Below are 13,441 nucleotides of genomic sequence, written 5' to 3'. Positions count from 1 at the left end.
CCTAGATCTCCCCGATGGCGCTGAGATAAAGGTCGAGGATGGCGTCAGCCTCTTGACGCTTGGCCGGATCGACCTTGCGAAGGCGGACCACGGCCTTCAGGATCTGGACGTTGAATCCGTTACCCTTGGCCTCCGCGTAGACCTCCTTCTTCTGTTCGCGGATTTCGGCCTCTTCGGCGGCCAGACGCTCGACGCGGTCGATGATGGACTTGATTTGCGCCTGGGCGGTTTGGCCGAGAACGTCGGCGTGCGGGGTAGTGTCGTCAGACATGAGAGAAAGCCCCTCTCCTTGTGCGTCGGTCTTGAAGGCCCCCGAGCGCTTGGGCCTGGCCGCTAGACGAAGTGTCGGACGGCGATGACGATGAGGATCCAGAGGCCGATGGCGGCGGCGATCGCGGCTATGCGGGACCAGCGGATGCGGCTCACGGCTGAAGCTCCTTGCTCAGGGGCCAAGCGGTGATGAGCGATGCGGTGTCGCCGACGACGGCAAACGCGAAGACAGCGCCCCTGTAGACCCGGAAAATCTCAGCGTTCTGGCCAGCCTTGGCGTCGAGGTGATCCGAAGCTCCTTGCCGACTTCACGGCTGGAGAGGCCGGCGCGGAGGGCGCGGGCGGCGGCGCGAACCACGGCGCGGCTCGGCAGGCCCAACCGCTGATGCACGCGCTTCTTGGCGTGGCGGGTGACGGTGACGGCTACCGGGGTCATGACGCAGCGGCCTTCGGGAACGGCACGATGGCGGCGCGGGCGCGGCCGATGACTTCGGCGGCTTCATCGAGTTCGCGAATGGCCTCGCGCTCAGCCTTCGGATCGGGGTTGTCGCTGGCGTGGAGCACCGCGCACACGGCCTCCCCAGCCTCCTTGACCAACTCGCCGACGATCTGGCGAAGCTGCTCACGATTGCCGACTGGCGCCTGCAGCACGTCGAGCTGATAGGCGTACGCGGCCTGGACGGGCGCATAGTCGCTCTTGGTCTTGGCGCGATAGGCAGCGTCTAGCGCCAGGGCCTGCGAAAGCTTCGGCTCACGCGGATCTTCCGGGTCCGACCAGTAGGCGATCGTACGGACGGTGAGGCCGACGATGGCGGCGGATTCTTCCCAGCCGACCGTCTTAGCAATCTCGGTGATCGCATCGGCGACCGACAGCGGTTCGCGGATTTTCGTCATCTAGGCGAGCCTGTTCATTTTGGGTTTTTGTTCGAACGCGACGCGGAAACTCAAAAGGGGGATTGTCCCCCCGTCGCGGCAGGCGGGCCGCGCGGTGTGGGCGGGATGGTGATGAGTGGTGGGGACTGGCTGAGGGTCATCGGATACGCGACCCAGGCGGCCGAGGATCAGCGACGCTCCGACGAGCTGGCCGCTCGCGCCCATGCGGGCCGCGTCATGGCTAGCCGGCTGATGGGAGCCGCCTTTGAAGTGGGTGCGCGCGACCCGGACGCGGCGGGAGGGACCAATCGGGCCGCGCGCAATTGCCGTCGTCAGAGGGAAGGCGACGCCGGCAAAGGTGTTGGAGGGTGAAGACGCGCGGGGTCCATTCCCAGCGGGTAAGGCCAAGCCCCCGCGCGCCGCGACGCAGCCAGCCGGGGGAGCGGCTTTCCGGTCGATCTGGTTGTGTGATTGCCCCCTGCCCATCGTCAGGCCCCGATCTCGGGACGCGAAGGTGCGGCGAAACGGCCATTTTCGACGGTGGGTTGTCGTTCACTATGAACGGCCACGTCAGGTGCGTTGTTTTCGGCAATGCTCGCGCCAATAAGCGGCGCCATGACCGAAGAACCCGAGAGAGACGAGATCGCGCTAGGCGTCGTGACGGCGCTGGCCGACTCCATCATCCGCGCACTGCCGAAATCGCGGCAGGCCGTCGCGGCGATGAACGTCAAAGGCCACGTCCTCGACATCGAGGCCCGCGAGAAGGCCAACACCGCCTCCGAAACCCATTCCGAAGTGAAGGACGTGCTCCAGGCCTTCTTCACGAAGCTGGCCGAAACCGCGAAGGCTTGACCGTATTGGTTGCGACTGGTCTGTTGCTCGCTCGCCTTCGGGTTGGGGGAAGCAATGCCGCGCGTCAGCGTATTCGACATCGTGCCTGTCAGGACCAAGGCCCCAGCGAACCCAAAACGAGTGAATTCGTTAACGCCGTCACGTCCGGAATTGGCGCAACCAGAGCCGCGAGTCTGGGACATGTCAGAACCCGCCGCGACCGTTCTAAAGTTCCCCTCCGACCGATCCGAAGCGCCCGCCGTGCGGCTGGCGCTGGCGTCGATCCTGGCCACCAACCGGCCAACGCAGCTCGACACCGCGCGTTGCGGCGTGAACATGCGGCGGGCCGTCGCCAGCTTGAAGGCGCTACGACCCCGCGAGGGAGCGCCCTCACCGATCATGGCGATCAAGGAGTTGGAACGGGCCTGCGAGGCTTGTGGGGGGTGCAGGGGCATCTAGCTTGCCTTCACCGCGCCACGTCGACGAACACGAGTTCGGACGCAGGAATTCCCGTGACGCCCTCGATGCGCTTGGCTACGTCGGGCGACGGCCTGGCCTTACGCTTTCGGATGCGCCAGATGTGCGGCTGGGTCACGCCGACCATTTCGGCCAGCTTCGCATCGGTGAGCTTGTGGTCGGTCATATGCTGGTCGAGCGTCATACTCGGAATATGTCACATGGACATATTTTGATGCAAGCGGAATATGTCAGCCGAGATATCGGGGCAGAACGTCGCCACGGGCACAATATGCCCATGGGACAATCTCACTTCATTCGCGAATGGCGGAAGCACCGCGGCCTGTCGCAGGTCCAGCTCGCCGAGCGTGTCCAGATCAACCAGGGCAACCTGTCTAGGATCGAGAAGGGCACCCGGAAGTACGATCAAGAATTCCTGGAGCGCGCCGCCGACGCGCTCGGTTGCGAACCGGCTGACCTTCTGAAGGTCGATCCGAAAGCCCAGGCCTCGGAAGAGATCTGGGACTTCTACGACAAGATGAGCAGCACACAGAAGGCTCAGGTCGTCGAGATCGCCAAGGCCCTACTCAAGGTCAGCTAGCGCCGCATAGCGGCTGGAAGGCGGGTGGAATGTCACGCAACGACTTCGCGGCCTCGATGGCATTCCCCATCGTCGCAACTGCGGTTTTCGCCACTGGTCCGCATTCTCCATGGCATTGGTTTTTCACCGCCCTGACCCTGGCGTTCTGGATTATTTGGTCTGTTGAGGGGCAGGCTGACCGCGTCATCAAGGCGCTGATCGCGCTCAGGTCTAAAGACTAGCCTCCCTGACGCTCTTGGAGGCCGCCACTCCCCTTATCCCCCTAGGAGGGGCGAATGAAGCGAGCCCTGATTCTCGGCCTGGTCTTGGCGGTAGCAATGACCGCACCTGCCAACGCCGGCGCCCGGAAGAAGCGCCTCCGTGGGTTCACGCCGCGCTCGCATCGGGTCGAGACGCCGAACAGCTGCGGCTGCGCCGGCCACAACTACTGTGTCGGTCCGCGAGGCGGCCACTACTGCGTCAGCGCCGGCGGCAAGAAACGCTATCTCTAGCCCCTCCCCTTACCCCTAGGAGGGGTGAGCCGCCCCTTACTTTACCTGGATGCTCAATGCCTGAAGACGACCCCCTCGCCCCTCGAACATCATTGGTGCCGCTAGAGCAAAAGCCGCTAGCCACCACGAGCGAACGGGCCGAGCCGCTGGTGGCCGACGTCGGTTTCATCGCCGGACGGCTGATGCGGGACTCTCTGAAGCCGCTGAAGGCCCTCGCCCGCAAGAACTGCCCGTACTGCGCCTCGATGATCCCGGCTGCGGCGAAGGTGTGCCGGCGCTGCTACCGGGACATCGCCTGACACCGAGGCCTAGCCGCCCATACTTTTACCTGGAGGCTGAAGGTCGGAAGCAACTTCCAGATCAGCACTCGATAGAGAGGATCGCCTCGATGCGACCAAGCACCTCACACATGGTGTCTTCATCGCACTTGCTGTGGAAGGTGGCGCCGCGCTCGATCCAATCGAAGGTGCGCGCGTGGCTGGCCAGGATCACCCCGGTCACCTTTGCCCCAGCGGGGATCTTGACCTCGAACGGACTTCCCTTGACCTGATTGGTGACGGGGCAGGCGAAGATCAGTCCAGTGGCGATGTTGAAGTCGCGGGGCGATAGCACCAGGGCGGGCCGATGCCCGCCCTGTTCGGTTCCTGCATGAGGGGTGCAGTTAATCTGGATAAAGTCGCCGCGTTCCGGCTGATAGACCGCCCCCCTCATTCAATCACCATTCCTCTTTGCCAACCGGAGCGCCAAAGTCTTGCTCCTCGTGGCGTTGTTCAGGTTTCATCTCGGCCAGCAGGTCGGCCAGTTTGAAGCGCTTACGCGCGTTGCGGATCACGATAGCATCGTCTTGGATTTCAAGGTCTACGGTTTGGCCTTCGGCCATCCTCACGGTTTCGATCATTTGTCGAGGCAACCTGATGCCAAGGCTGTTGCCCCACTTGGCTACGGTCGTGCGCATACTGTCTCCCTTATGCCCACCCCGGCACCCTTTCGGGCCACCTGGATAAACATCGTATATACACACTCGTTCCCTACTCACAAATGAACAAGCGTTACAGGCACCGTACATGCGGCACTTTAAAGCACGTACGTACAAACGCGATCGGAGCTGATTGTCGTTCGACGTGTCTGACCCTAGCGACCCCACCCTAACCGGTGGGGCTTTTTCATATCCTCTTCAGCCAGGGCGGACGGATCCAGGATAGGGCTGTGAGAGTGATGGCGAGGGTCATGGCCACACGCTCCCCGCCAGCTACGCCATAATCGGACATTCAGCCCGCCACATCGGCGGGCTTTTTCGTGCGTGGAATATAGCGCGCCCCTAAAATATGTCCCAGTGGCATTTTCCATTTGACCATCGGTTATGTCTGTGTGACATATTCTCCATCGACAGCTTCTTGAGCAGGTCAATGGAAACCGCCGAACGTAAATGCCGGAAATGCGGACAGGTGTTCTCGCCCAGGCCGTGGCAGATCGCCAAGAGCGATCACACCTGCCGCATCTGCACCAACGCCCGCGACGCGGCAGCCAAGCTTCGCTACTCGCGTAAGCCTGATCGCCGCGTCTCAAGGAATCCCGAGCGGCAGGCTGCTTACCAAGCCGCCTACGACGCGACTCCTGAGTCGAAGGCCAAGCGAGCCGTCTACCGCGCAGCCCGGCGTGTGCGGGACGATGATTTCCAGCGAAAGCTAGCTGTCAGGGCGCAGACGCGCCGCGCGATCCGGTCTGGCCACCTCGTTCGTCAAGCCTGCGAGGTCTGTGGCGCCTCCGACGTCGAGGCTCACCATGACGACTACTCCAGGCCGCTGAGTGTCCGGTGGCTATGCACCACTCATCACCGTGAACATCACAAGCGCCAGCGCGCGCAAGCGTCTCGCTGAAGGAAGCGCCGACATGGCCACCACCTCCGCCCTAGAAGCCGCGATGGCCGAAGCGACTGCCTCGCACGCGCCGGTCGCTCGCAAGCTGCATACGACGCAAGCAGAGTACGCCGCTGCCCGTGCTGACCTCGACGCCCGCGCCCGTGCTGGCCAGACCGTCCAGGGCCGCAACAGCAAGGGCCACTTCACCCGTGGCGTGAAGGTGTTCACCGCTGGCGTCGCGCCGGTCGCTCCGGTTGTCGTCCGCAAGGTCGAGAAGGTCGCCACGGTGGCCCAGGTCGCCGTCCGCGTCGACCGCGAGCGCAGCGCCCCGGCTTCGGCCCCCTCCTTCGCTATTGCGGCGGAGTAGGACCATGGCCCGTCAAGAATTCGAGATGAGCCAAGCCGACCTCGACGGCATCATGGCTAAGATCAATGCGGCCCGCTCCGCGCCGCTGATCATGCTTCAGTGCGGCCCCGTTCGGTCGCTTCAGGAAGTCGCGAACGACGCTTGGGCCGAACTCGGTGGCCGGCTCGGCTTCGACCCGATGACGGTCGAGCGCGGACGGAGCGACAGGCACTTCACCGCCGTCGCCGTCAACGTCGCCGCGGAGGCCTAAGCCAATGGCCACCATCACCCCCAACCACGAAGCGCAGATGCGCCCGCTGGTTTTGGAAATCACGACCGGCATGGATGGCCCGCGCATCGCCTTCGTCGGCGGCGCCTACTACGATACGGTCGGCGAGTTCGGCATCGGAAAGCCGACCATGCAGGCGTGGTTCTGGGGCAGCAAGGCTAAGCAGATGCTGGCCGACACGCTCGCCAAGGCTTCCGCCTGATGCGCGCCCTCCGCCTTCTCCAATTCACCCTGGCCGTGACCTTCATCGGGTCGTTCAGCGCCTTCTTGTGGGGGATCTGATGACCGATTTCAAAGGCACGCCTGGACCGTGGTTCGTGGAAGGCTCCGGCGTCAACGCCTTGGTCCGCACTCATGATGACTTTGCCATCGTTGCAAAGCGCCATCGCTTGCCCGGCGATGTACACGAGGCGAACGCTCGGCTGATCGCGTTAGCGCCTGAGATGCGCGACGCGCTTGAGGCGCTGCTGACCGAGGCTGAAGACGTGTTCGTCTGCATGGCCGACGCCACAGGGATCGACCGACACAATCTGCCCGGGCCGTTCAGGGTCGCTCGCGTTGTCCTGTCGCGAGCGGCAGGTGCGGACCAATGACCCTCGCTCGCCAAGCCAACGCCGCCTGGGATCGCAAGGACTTCGACGAGTTCGACCGCCTTCGCGACCTCGACGAGGCCATCCGCAACACCCCGACCGAAGAGCTTGAGGCCGTCCTGGCCAAGCCGGTCGACCAATCCCGCAACCACGCCGCCTAGAGCGGAAACAACCACGCCGACGCCTTAACGCGCGGCTTCCTGAGGGGCGAGAGACATGTCCAAATCCATCGAGAAGTTCGAAATCCGAAACCGCTACACCGACGCGGTTCAGGTCACGGCTGAAATCACTTGCAGCCCCGACGCCACCTTCAGCTTCAAGCTGGGCTTGGCGATCCGCTGGGCGGTGAAATCGGGGGCCAACCTGTCGCGGGCCAACCTGTCGGGGGCCTACCTGTCGGGGGCCGACCTGTCGGGGGCCAACCTGTCGGGGGCCAACCTGTCGCGGGCCAACCTGTCGGGGGCCTACCTGTCGGGGGCCGACCTGTCGGGGGCCAACCTGTCGGGGGCCAACCTGTCGGGGGCCTACCTGTCGGGGGCCGACCTGTCGGGGGCCAACCTGTCGGGGGCCTACCTGTCGGGGGCCGACCTGTCGGGGGCCAACCTGTCGGGGGCCTACCTGTCGGGGGCCGACCTGTCGGGGGCCAACCTGTCGGGGGCCAACCTGTCGGAGGCCAACCTGTCGCGGGCCAACCTGTCGGGGGCCTACCTGTCGGAGGCCAACCTGTCGGAAAGCGCCCTTCGCCCTTTCAAGGCAGACCTCTTCCTCACGCTTTCAGAACTTCGCGCCGGTCCGCTTGAAGCGGTCCACCTGGTGCAAAAGTTGCGCGCTGGCGAGGTCAATGGTTCGACCTACGGCGACCACGGCGGAAACCGTTGCGCCTGCCTGGTCGGAACGATCGGCGGGGCGCGTGGCGTCAGTGGCAACGCCCTGGACCACGACAGCACCCGCCCCGCCGAGCGCTGGTTCATGATGATCAAGGTCGGTGACAAGGCTGGCCTGACCGGCGAAGACGGCAAGGAGACGGGAGGCGGCTACGCGGCGCGCATGGCGCTGGAGTGGACCTTGGACTGGTGCGCTTCGATGGGTATCGACCCTGACGCGCCGCCGCTTGAGCTGGACGCCCTGCCCATGCCTGAGGCCGCCTAGCCATGGCCCCCACCAACCCCCGCCGCGCGACGACTACGGCAACTGCTGAGGAGGCTGCGTCGCGCCAGCCCCTCGGCCGGGACCTCAAGCCGTTCTCGATCGGCGAAGGCTTCCTCGTGGTCGGCGGCTTTGTTCTGCTGGGCTTCCTCTCAACGCTCGCCGTCTACGGCCTGCAACTGGCCGGTGTGCTGTCGTGAGCGCCGGTCTCGCCGTCGCCCTGGCCGTCACCGCCTACCTCGCCGCCCTTGGGCTGCTGCTGGCCGCGATGATCTGGCTCGCCTTCCAAGGTCGAGACCCATGGCAGGGGCATGGCCGATGAGCCCGCCCTTCCTGATGCCCGCGCCGTCGCTCTCATCGAAATGGCCTGCGACCTCGCTCGGACTGAAGCCGACCTCCAGGCCTTCGGAGCGGTCAACGCCTCCGCTTTCCAGGGTCTCGACCCGCCAACCTACGCCGCTGCTCGCGCTGTCTTTGCGCGGCGGCTCCTCCAACTGAAGGGAGATCGAAGTGACTGATTTGCCGACCCACTATCGCGGCTCGCGCGGTGACATGGAGATCGCCTCCATGCCGCACAGCTATCTGTCGAACGCCTACGACAAACTCGTCCGCGAAGCCGACCCGGAGCGCGAACCCGAGCGCCAGGCCATGGCGCGCCAGATCGCCGCCAACAACGAGGCCTTTGCCGAGGCGGGAGCTGCCAAGGCCGCCGAGAGCGCCGAGGTGTTCCAATGAACGCCTTGGTCGCCCAGCCGCTCACGAACGCTGATCTCTACCGCGCCAGCACCGACGCCGCGAGCCTTTGCCGCGAGATCGTGATGCAGACCGCAATGGAGATCCAGAACCGCAAGTACGTCAAGGTCGAGGGCTGGCAGGCTATCGCCATCGCCCACGGCTGCACTGGCTCGGCGCGCGACGTGGAGCAGGTTCCCGGCGGCGTCCGCGCCATCGGTGAAATCCGCCGTATGTCTGACGGCGCCCTGATCGCCCAGGCCGAGGGCTTCGTTGGAGAAGACGAGCCGACGTGGTACGGCGGCATCGTCGAGAAGGACGAGTGGACCGGCCCTAAGGGCAACCGCCGCAAGACCGGCAAGGTCATTCAGACCGTTCTCCCCAAGCGCGCCGACTACGCTATCCGCGCCATGGCCCAAACCCGCGCGATTAGCCGCGCCTGCCGATCGGCCTTCGCCCATGTCGTGGTGCTGATCGACAGCAACCTTTCAACCACGCCGGCAGAAGAAGTGCCCTACGGCGGCTTCAGCGACGATTTCCATAGCGAGCCGCGCAACGTCACGCCGCAACGGGACGGCCAGCAGCAGCACGACGGGCAATCGGCTCGCGAGCGCTTCCAGGCTGAGGCTATGCGCCTGATGGGCTCGATCAGCGACGTCTCGGATGAAGAAGGCATCCGCGCGTGGTGGCCCGACAATCAGCGCGACATTGACATGCTGCCCGACGACCTGTTTGGGCAGGTCAAGGACCACTACGAGGTCCACTGGGCGAAGATCGCCAAGGCCGCGAAAGCTGCCAAGGGCTCTACCGTCGCCCGTCAAGACACCCCGGCCGAGGAGGTGTTCGCGTGACCGACACCGCCCTCGACGAGCGCCACGCCATCGGCGCCAACAACCCGCCGGAAGAAACTCCGGTCATCACGCCCTTCGACGCCCACAAGGCCAACATCGAAGACCTGTTCCTTGAGGCCAAGAACTGGGTCGATGGAACGCCGATCGAGAGCCAAGAGCAGGCCGACAAGGTACAGGAGCTGCTGCGGAAAACGCAGGAGGCGTACAACGCCGCCGACAAGTCGCGCGACGAGGAAAAGCGCCCACACGATGAAGCCGCGAAGGCCGTCCAGGACAAGTACGCCCCGCTGATCGCCGACAATAAGTCGCGCAAGGGCGTCGCCGTCCTGGCCATAGAGGCGCTGCGCAAGGTCGGAACAGACTGGCTGAAGAAACTCGACGCGGAGCGCGAGGCTGAGGCTCAACGCCAACGCGACATAGCCGCAAAGGCCATCGCCGACGCCCAGGCCCTTATTAATGAGGCGCGTGATACCGGCGACCTCGCCACCCGTGAGCAGGCCGAAGTTGCGATTGTTGAGGCCAAGGCGCTCGACCGCAATGCTACTCGTGTCGAGAACGCCCGACCTCAGGCGCGCGGCTATGGCCGGGCGATGAGCCTGCGCGACAACTGGGTGATCACCGGCTTCGTGCCCGTCCCGGTCATGGATGCCAACGGCCAGGAAACCGGCGGGGTGGTCGAGGGCGAAACCGCGCTCCTCCGCCACTACTGGACGGTCAACAAGCCCGCCCTCGTCGCCGCCGCGCTTGAACTAGCTCGCCAGGATGTCTTGCAGGGCAAGCGCACGCTCCCCGGCGTGGTGATCATCAACGACCGGAAGGCGGCGTAGCCATGGCCGCTCCGATGCTTTTCCGCTGGGACGGCCTCTCGATGCTGCTGCATCGGCGCCACCATGCCGAGGCCGCCAAGCACTTCGTCATCGGCCAATCCTACCGGCTCGTTGAGCAGGAGGAGCGCTCGGAGGTCAGCCACAACCACGAATTCGGCTGGCTGAAGGAAGCGTGGCTGTCCCTGCCGGAGAGCATCGCGAGCGACTATCCGTCGCCGGAGCACCTCCGAAAGAGAGCCCTGATCGCCACAGGCTGGTGCACCGTGACGGACTATCCGTGCGGCTCGCGTGCCGAGGCCATGCGCTGGGCGGCGTTCCTTCGCAAGGAGGTGGACGAGTACGCGATCGTTCAAATCGAACGCACCGTCGTGCGGGTCTTCAAGGCCAAGAGCCAATCGCGCCGCGCCATGGACAAGGGCGACTTCCAGGCCAGTAAGACGGCGATCATCGAGTGGGTCGCCAAGCTGCTCGACGTGGCGCCGGCGGTGCTGGCGCGCGTGCAGGTGGCGGCATGACCTTCCGCCACCCTCTCCTCCTCCGCCTCGCCGCCAAGGCTCCGCACTGCTTCGGCTGCGGAAAATCCAACGAGGGCGACGTCGTTGCTGCCCACTCCAACCAGGGCCGTGATGGCAAGGGCGCGAGCATAAAGGCTTCGGACGCGGCCATCGCCTATTTCTGCGCAGCCTGCCATCACGCCGTTGACGCTGGGCGCAAGGACCAGGACGAGGCGGTCGCCTTCTGGGAGGCCGGTCACCGCGCCACCATGCGGTACCTCGTCGAGAGCGGCCACTTCATCGTCAGCCCCGTTCCCACGCCGCCGCCGGTCATCGAGACCCGGCCCAAGGCGAAGATCCCCAAGCGGAAGATGCAGTCAGGCTCGCGGCCGATCCAGTCGAGCGGGTTCGAGAAGCCCGCCACGCCCCGCAAGATCCAGAGCCGAGGCTTCCAGGCTCAATCCCCCATCCCCAGGAGTGAACGCTAAATGGAAGAGATCCGAGAAGAGGGTGTGGCCTCCCGGAACGGTGGACCCGTGGGCAGCGGTTCGCGGGATTTCGCCAGCGTGGAAGCGACGGCGGCGCTCACCCCGAAGCGAGCCAAGGCGACCTACATCGGCGCGCCCGCCTGCTTTGCGCTGGAGTCGGCTTGCCAGGACATCAACCGGGCTTTCGGCGGCTTCGGTTGCTACCTTGTCGGATCGGCTCTGGAGCGCCCCGATTGGCGCGACGTCGACGTGCGCCTGATTATGGACGACGAAGAGTTCGACGCCGAATTTCCTCATACGATGAAGAACGGCACATGGGAGTTCGATCCTAAGTGGATCCTGCTTACCGTGGCGATTTCCGAACGGCTGTCGAAACTTACTGGCCTGCCGGTGGACTTTCAGTTCCAACCCCAGACGCACGCCAACAAGGTGCACAAAGGCCGCCGCAATGCGCTGGGGATGAGGTTCAAGAGGCCCGACCCGGAGCACGAGCGCATCTTGGCTATCGGAGCCCTAGTCGACGAGCGTCTTGACGAGATGACGGAAAAGACCGGCCTGGAAGGCGACGAGTGCCAGGAATTCGTCGTCCTGTCTGACATCGTGGCTAAGGTCGCCGCCCTCCAGCAGGAGGACAACTCCCATGGGTGAGGCCCTGAAGGCGTTCTACGTCACCGATGAGGACGAGAAGGCGACGGTCGTGTTCGCCACCCAGAATCGCATCGCCCGTCGCGAAGGCGCGAACGAGATCGACTGCGAGTGGGGCGAGGTTTCCTGCTGCCGCGCCAAGGAGTTCGACAGCTACGCGCCCGGCCCCGTGCCGAAGCTGGCATTGCTCGACAATGGCTGGTGGATGACTTGCCACGGCTGCGAGCGCCGGATCGAGGGCGGTTACGTCCACGACGACCATGGCGACCGGGATGAGCACGAGACGGCGCCCGTGGAAATTGGCCAGGGCATCTGGTGCTCGCAGGACTGCCACGACGCCGACGTGAAGGACCGTATGGAGCGCCGTGTTGCCGAGCAGTGGTGCACGGCCATCGCCGCCGCCGACCTGATGGCCCGCTATCCCGAGGTCACGATCCGCACTCGCCCCGATAGTTTCTGCCTGCACGCCTACGTTCAGCGCGTCGGCGGCCTCTATGCAGCCAAGCAGGTCCGCATCCAATTCGACTTTCCGGGCGGGAAGTACGGCGGCTGCTGGTGCCTTGAGGAAGGCGAAGCCGAGTTCTCGGCCTCCATCGCGTTCGGTGACCTGGAGGCTTGGTACATCTTCCGAGGCAAGACGCCCGAGGAGGCCGCCCGGCTCGTCGAAGAACACCGCCGGCCCAAGGCCCGTGTCGCTGCCCCTACTCCCTCTTCTAGAGGGGTGGCTTAGATGGCTGAGAACTCGAAGATCAGTTGGACGGACGACACGTTCAATCCGTGGATCGGCTGCACGAAGGTCTCCCCGGCCTGCGACGGCTGCTATGCCGAAGCGCTCATGGGGATGCCCGGGCGCTTCGGTCCGGCTCGCGTCCAGTGGGGTGCGCCGGGCCAGGGCGAAGGCACGCGCGACCGCACGGCGCCGAGCACCTGGGCCAAGGTCAGGAAGTGGAACCGTGAGCAGCGAGCCGCCCTGGCTTCCGATCCGGCCACGCCCGCCCGCTTCGTGTTCTGCGCTTCGCTGGCCGACGTGTTTGACAACGCCGTGCCGACCGAGTGGCGGCGCGACCTCTTCGCTCTCATCCGCGAATGCGAGAGCCTGACGTTCCTGCTGCTGACCAAGCGTCCCAGCATGATCGTCAAGCTGTTCACGGCGACGTTGCCGCCTGCTTATGGTCCTGACGACGAAGAGGGCGAGTGGTACTTGCCTGACATGTGGCCCCGCAACGCCGCGATCGGCTTCACCGCCGTGACCCAGGCGGAAATGGACCGGGACAGCCGCCATGCGCTGGCCGCCTTCGCTGCGCTTCGCCCGGCCTTCCTTTTCTGGTCCGGCGAGCCGCTGCTTGAGAGCATCATGGTAGCGGCCGGGCTGCTGGCGCTGGGCGATCGCTTCTGGGCGATCACGGGCGGCGAGACCGACCAGGGCAAGCACAAGGCCCGCGACACGCCGGTCGGAGCCTTCCAGGCTGTCCGCGACCAGTGCGCGGCGGCGCGCGTCCCCTATCAGCACAAGCAGAACAAGGGCGGCGCCACGCGCGACCTCGACGGCCGATACCATGACGATCGGCCCGTCCTCAAAGGTCCCACCCCTACCCCTGAGACGGCAGGAGGGGCGGAGACCCCAAGCGGCCCGGCGGAGGTTGGGTAGAGCC

At 65.1% G+C, this 13,441-nt stretch carries 28 protein-coding genes; 22 read left to right on the top strand and 6 right to left on the bottom strand.

All coding sequences use genetic code 11. The annotated features are described in order from the left end of the window. Position 1: 1 nt before the first annotated feature. The 3 genes from CSW62_RS06610 to CSW62_RS06605 form a co-directional block, all read right to left on the bottom strand. Positions 2-271, bottom strand: a complete 270-nt coding sequence (locus CSW62_RS06610; protein ID WP_099576365.1) for a DUF2312 domain-containing protein — start codon at positions 269-271, stop codon at positions 2-4. A 171-nt stretch (positions 272-442) separates the two neighbouring features. Then, positions 443-706: a hypothetical protein gene (locus CSW62_RS26075; RefSeq protein ID WP_143324347.1), complete on the bottom strand. Its 264-nt coding sequence runs from the start codon at positions 704-706 to the stop codon at positions 443-445. Next, a complete protein-coding gene (locus tag CSW62_RS06605; RefSeq protein ID WP_099576364.1) occupies positions 703-1,164 on the bottom strand; it encodes a hypothetical protein in 462 nt (153 codons plus the stop codon). The genes CSW62_RS26075 and CSW62_RS06605 overlap by 4 nt, the downstream gene beginning before the upstream one ends. 594 nt (positions 1,165-1,758) lie before the next feature. Between CSW62_RS06605 and CSW62_RS06600 the strand changes: the two genes are divergently transcribed. Beyond that, positions 1,759-1,995 (top strand): hypothetical protein, encoded by a 237-nt coding sequence (locus CSW62_RS06600; protein ID WP_099576363.1) that lies wholly within the window; start codon positions 1,759-1,761, stop codon positions 1,993-1,995. A 445-nt stretch (positions 1,996-2,440) separates the two neighbouring features. On the opposite strand, the gene CSW62_RS06590 is transcribed toward CSW62_RS06600, so the two are convergent. After that, entirely contained in the window at positions 2,441-2,617 is a 177-nt protein-coding gene (locus CSW62_RS06590; protein ID WP_158235395.1) for a helix-turn-helix transcriptional regulator, read from the bottom strand. A 111-nt stretch (positions 2,618-2,728) separates the two neighbouring features. Between CSW62_RS06590 and CSW62_RS06585 the strand changes: the two genes are divergently transcribed. The 4 genes from CSW62_RS06585 (at position 2,729) to CSW62_RS06570 (ending at position 3,821) form a co-directional block, all read left to right on the top strand. Continuing rightward, positions 2,729-3,031 carry a helix-turn-helix domain-containing protein gene (locus CSW62_RS06585; RefSeq protein ID WP_158235394.1) on the top strand — a complete coding sequence of 101 codons (303 nt, stop codon included), beginning with the start codon at positions 2,729-2,731 and terminating at the stop codon, positions 3,029-3,031. 29 nt (positions 3,032-3,060) lie between these two features. Further along, complete coding sequence (locus CSW62_RS06580; RefSeq protein ID WP_099576360.1) at positions 3,061-3,252, top strand: hypothetical protein; 192 nt, start codon at positions 3,061-3,063, stop codon at positions 3,250-3,252. Between the two features lie 54 nt (positions 3,253-3,306). Then, positions 3,307-3,522 (top strand): hypothetical protein, encoded by a 216-nt coding sequence (locus tag CSW62_RS06575; RefSeq protein ID WP_099576359.1) that lies wholly within the window; start codon positions 3,307-3,309, stop codon positions 3,520-3,522. 95 nt (positions 3,523-3,617) lie between these two features. Beyond that, positions 3,618-3,821: a hypothetical protein gene (locus tag CSW62_RS06570; protein ID WP_143324345.1), complete on the top strand. Its 204-nt coding sequence runs from the start codon at positions 3,618-3,620 to the stop codon at positions 3,819-3,821. Between the two features lie 61 nt (positions 3,822-3,882). Here the strand turns inward: CSW62_RS06570 and CSW62_RS06565 are convergent, their stop codons facing one another. Further along, a complete protein-coding gene (locus CSW62_RS06565) occupies positions 3,883-4,233 on the bottom strand; it encodes a type II toxin-antitoxin system PemK/MazF family toxin (RefSeq protein WP_099576357.1) in 351 nt (116 codons plus the stop codon). 4 nt (positions 4,234-4,237) lie between these two features. Next, positions 4,238-4,477 (bottom strand): AbrB/MazE/SpoVT family DNA-binding domain-containing protein, encoded by a 240-nt coding sequence (locus tag CSW62_RS06560; RefSeq protein WP_099576356.1) that lies wholly within the window; start codon positions 4,475-4,477, stop codon positions 4,238-4,240. Between the two features lie 451 nt (positions 4,478-4,928). On the opposite strand from CSW62_RS06560, the gene CSW62_RS26070 reads away from it, so the two are divergent. The 17 genes from CSW62_RS26070 to CSW62_RS06485 all read left to right on the top strand — a co-directional run bounded on the left by CSW62_RS26070 (position 4,929) and on the right by CSW62_RS06485 (position 13,437). After that, positions 4,929-5,399 (top strand): hypothetical protein, encoded by a 471-nt coding sequence (locus CSW62_RS26070; RefSeq protein ID WP_143324344.1) that lies wholly within the window; start codon positions 4,929-4,931, stop codon positions 5,397-5,399. Positions 5,400-5,412: 13 nt separating this feature from the next. Then, on the top strand, positions 5,413-5,748 hold the full coding sequence (locus CSW62_RS06555; protein WP_099576355.1) for a hypothetical protein: 336 nt from the start codon (positions 5,413-5,415) through the stop codon (positions 5,746-5,748). A 25-nt stretch (positions 5,749-5,773) separates the two neighbouring features. Next, positions 5,774-5,998 carry a hypothetical protein gene (locus tag CSW62_RS06550; RefSeq protein ID WP_099576354.1) on the top strand — a complete coding sequence of 75 codons (225 nt, stop codon included), beginning with the start codon at positions 5,774-5,776 and terminating at the stop codon, positions 5,996-5,998. Positions 5,999-6,002: 4 nt separating this feature from the next. Further along, entirely contained in the window at positions 6,003-6,218 is a 216-nt protein-coding gene (locus tag CSW62_RS06545; RefSeq protein ID WP_099576353.1) for a hypothetical protein, read from the top strand. Positions 6,219-6,297: 79 nt separating this feature from the next. After that, positions 6,298-6,609, top strand: a complete 312-nt coding sequence (locus tag CSW62_RS06540) for a hypothetical protein (protein ID WP_099576352.1) — start codon at positions 6,298-6,300, stop codon at positions 6,607-6,609. Next, complete coding sequence (locus tag CSW62_RS26340) at positions 6,606-6,767, top strand: hypothetical protein (RefSeq protein ID WP_158235393.1); 162 nt, start codon at positions 6,606-6,608, stop codon at positions 6,765-6,767. Before CSW62_RS06540 ends, CSW62_RS26340 begins: the two co-directional genes overlap by 4 nt. Positions 6,768-6,822: 55 nt before the next feature. After that, a complete protein-coding gene (locus CSW62_RS26555; RefSeq protein WP_199170527.1) occupies positions 6,823-7,755 on the top strand; it encodes a pentapeptide repeat-containing protein in 933 nt (310 codons plus the stop codon). Between the two features lie 2 nt (positions 7,756-7,757). After that, positions 7,758-7,952 (top strand): hypothetical protein, encoded by a 195-nt coding sequence (locus CSW62_RS06530; RefSeq protein ID WP_099576351.1) that lies wholly within the window; start codon positions 7,758-7,760, stop codon positions 7,950-7,952. Further along, positions 7,949-8,074, top strand: coding sequence for a hypothetical protein (locus CSW62_RS27225; protein ID WP_255408338.1), 126 nt, complete (start codon positions 7,949-7,951; stop codon positions 8,072-8,074). The genes CSW62_RS06530 and CSW62_RS27225 overlap by 4 nt, the downstream gene beginning before the upstream one ends. Before the next feature lie 188 nt (positions 8,075-8,262). Then, positions 8,263-8,487, top strand: coding sequence for a hypothetical protein (locus tag CSW62_RS06520; RefSeq protein ID WP_143324343.1), 225 nt, complete (start codon positions 8,263-8,265; stop codon positions 8,485-8,487). Then, positions 8,484-9,335, top strand: coding sequence for a hypothetical protein (locus CSW62_RS26550; protein WP_199170526.1), 852 nt, complete (start codon positions 8,484-8,486; stop codon positions 9,333-9,335). The genes CSW62_RS06520 and CSW62_RS26550 overlap by 4 nt, the downstream gene beginning before the upstream one ends. Continuing rightward, positions 9,332-10,162, top strand: coding sequence for a hypothetical protein (locus tag CSW62_RS06510; protein ID WP_099576348.1), 831 nt, complete (start codon positions 9,332-9,334; stop codon positions 10,160-10,162). Before CSW62_RS26550 ends, CSW62_RS06510 begins: the two co-directional genes overlap by 4 nt. 2 nt (positions 10,163-10,164) lie before the next feature. After that, positions 10,165-10,677 carry a hypothetical protein gene (locus tag CSW62_RS06505; protein ID WP_099576347.1) on the top strand — a complete coding sequence of 171 codons (513 nt, stop codon included), beginning with the start codon at positions 10,165-10,167 and terminating at the stop codon, positions 10,675-10,677. After that, positions 10,674-11,144 (top strand): DUF1364 family protein, encoded by a 471-nt coding sequence (locus CSW62_RS06500; RefSeq protein WP_099576346.1) that lies wholly within the window; start codon positions 10,674-10,676, stop codon positions 11,142-11,144. Before CSW62_RS06505 ends, CSW62_RS06500 begins: the two co-directional genes overlap by 4 nt. Further along, complete coding sequence (locus CSW62_RS26545) at positions 11,145-11,792, top strand: hypothetical protein (RefSeq protein ID WP_199170525.1); 648 nt, start codon at positions 11,145-11,147, stop codon at positions 11,790-11,792. Continuing rightward, a complete protein-coding gene (locus CSW62_RS06490; RefSeq protein ID WP_099576345.1) occupies positions 11,785-12,519 on the top strand; it encodes a hypothetical protein in 735 nt (244 codons plus the stop codon). The genes CSW62_RS26545 and CSW62_RS06490 overlap by 8 nt, the downstream gene beginning before the upstream one ends. After that, a complete protein-coding gene (locus CSW62_RS06485; protein ID WP_099576344.1) occupies positions 12,520-13,437 on the top strand; it encodes a DUF5131 family protein in 918 nt (305 codons plus the stop codon). Positions 13,438-13,441: the final 4 nt, after the last annotated feature.

The organism is Caulobacter sp. FWC2, from assembly GCF_002742625.1.
GTDB lineage: Bacteria > Pseudomonadota > Alphaproteobacteria > Caulobacterales > Caulobacteraceae > Caulobacter.
Note: the sequence above shows the minus strand (reverse complement) of the source record. Positions and strands in the feature narration are given on the sequence as shown.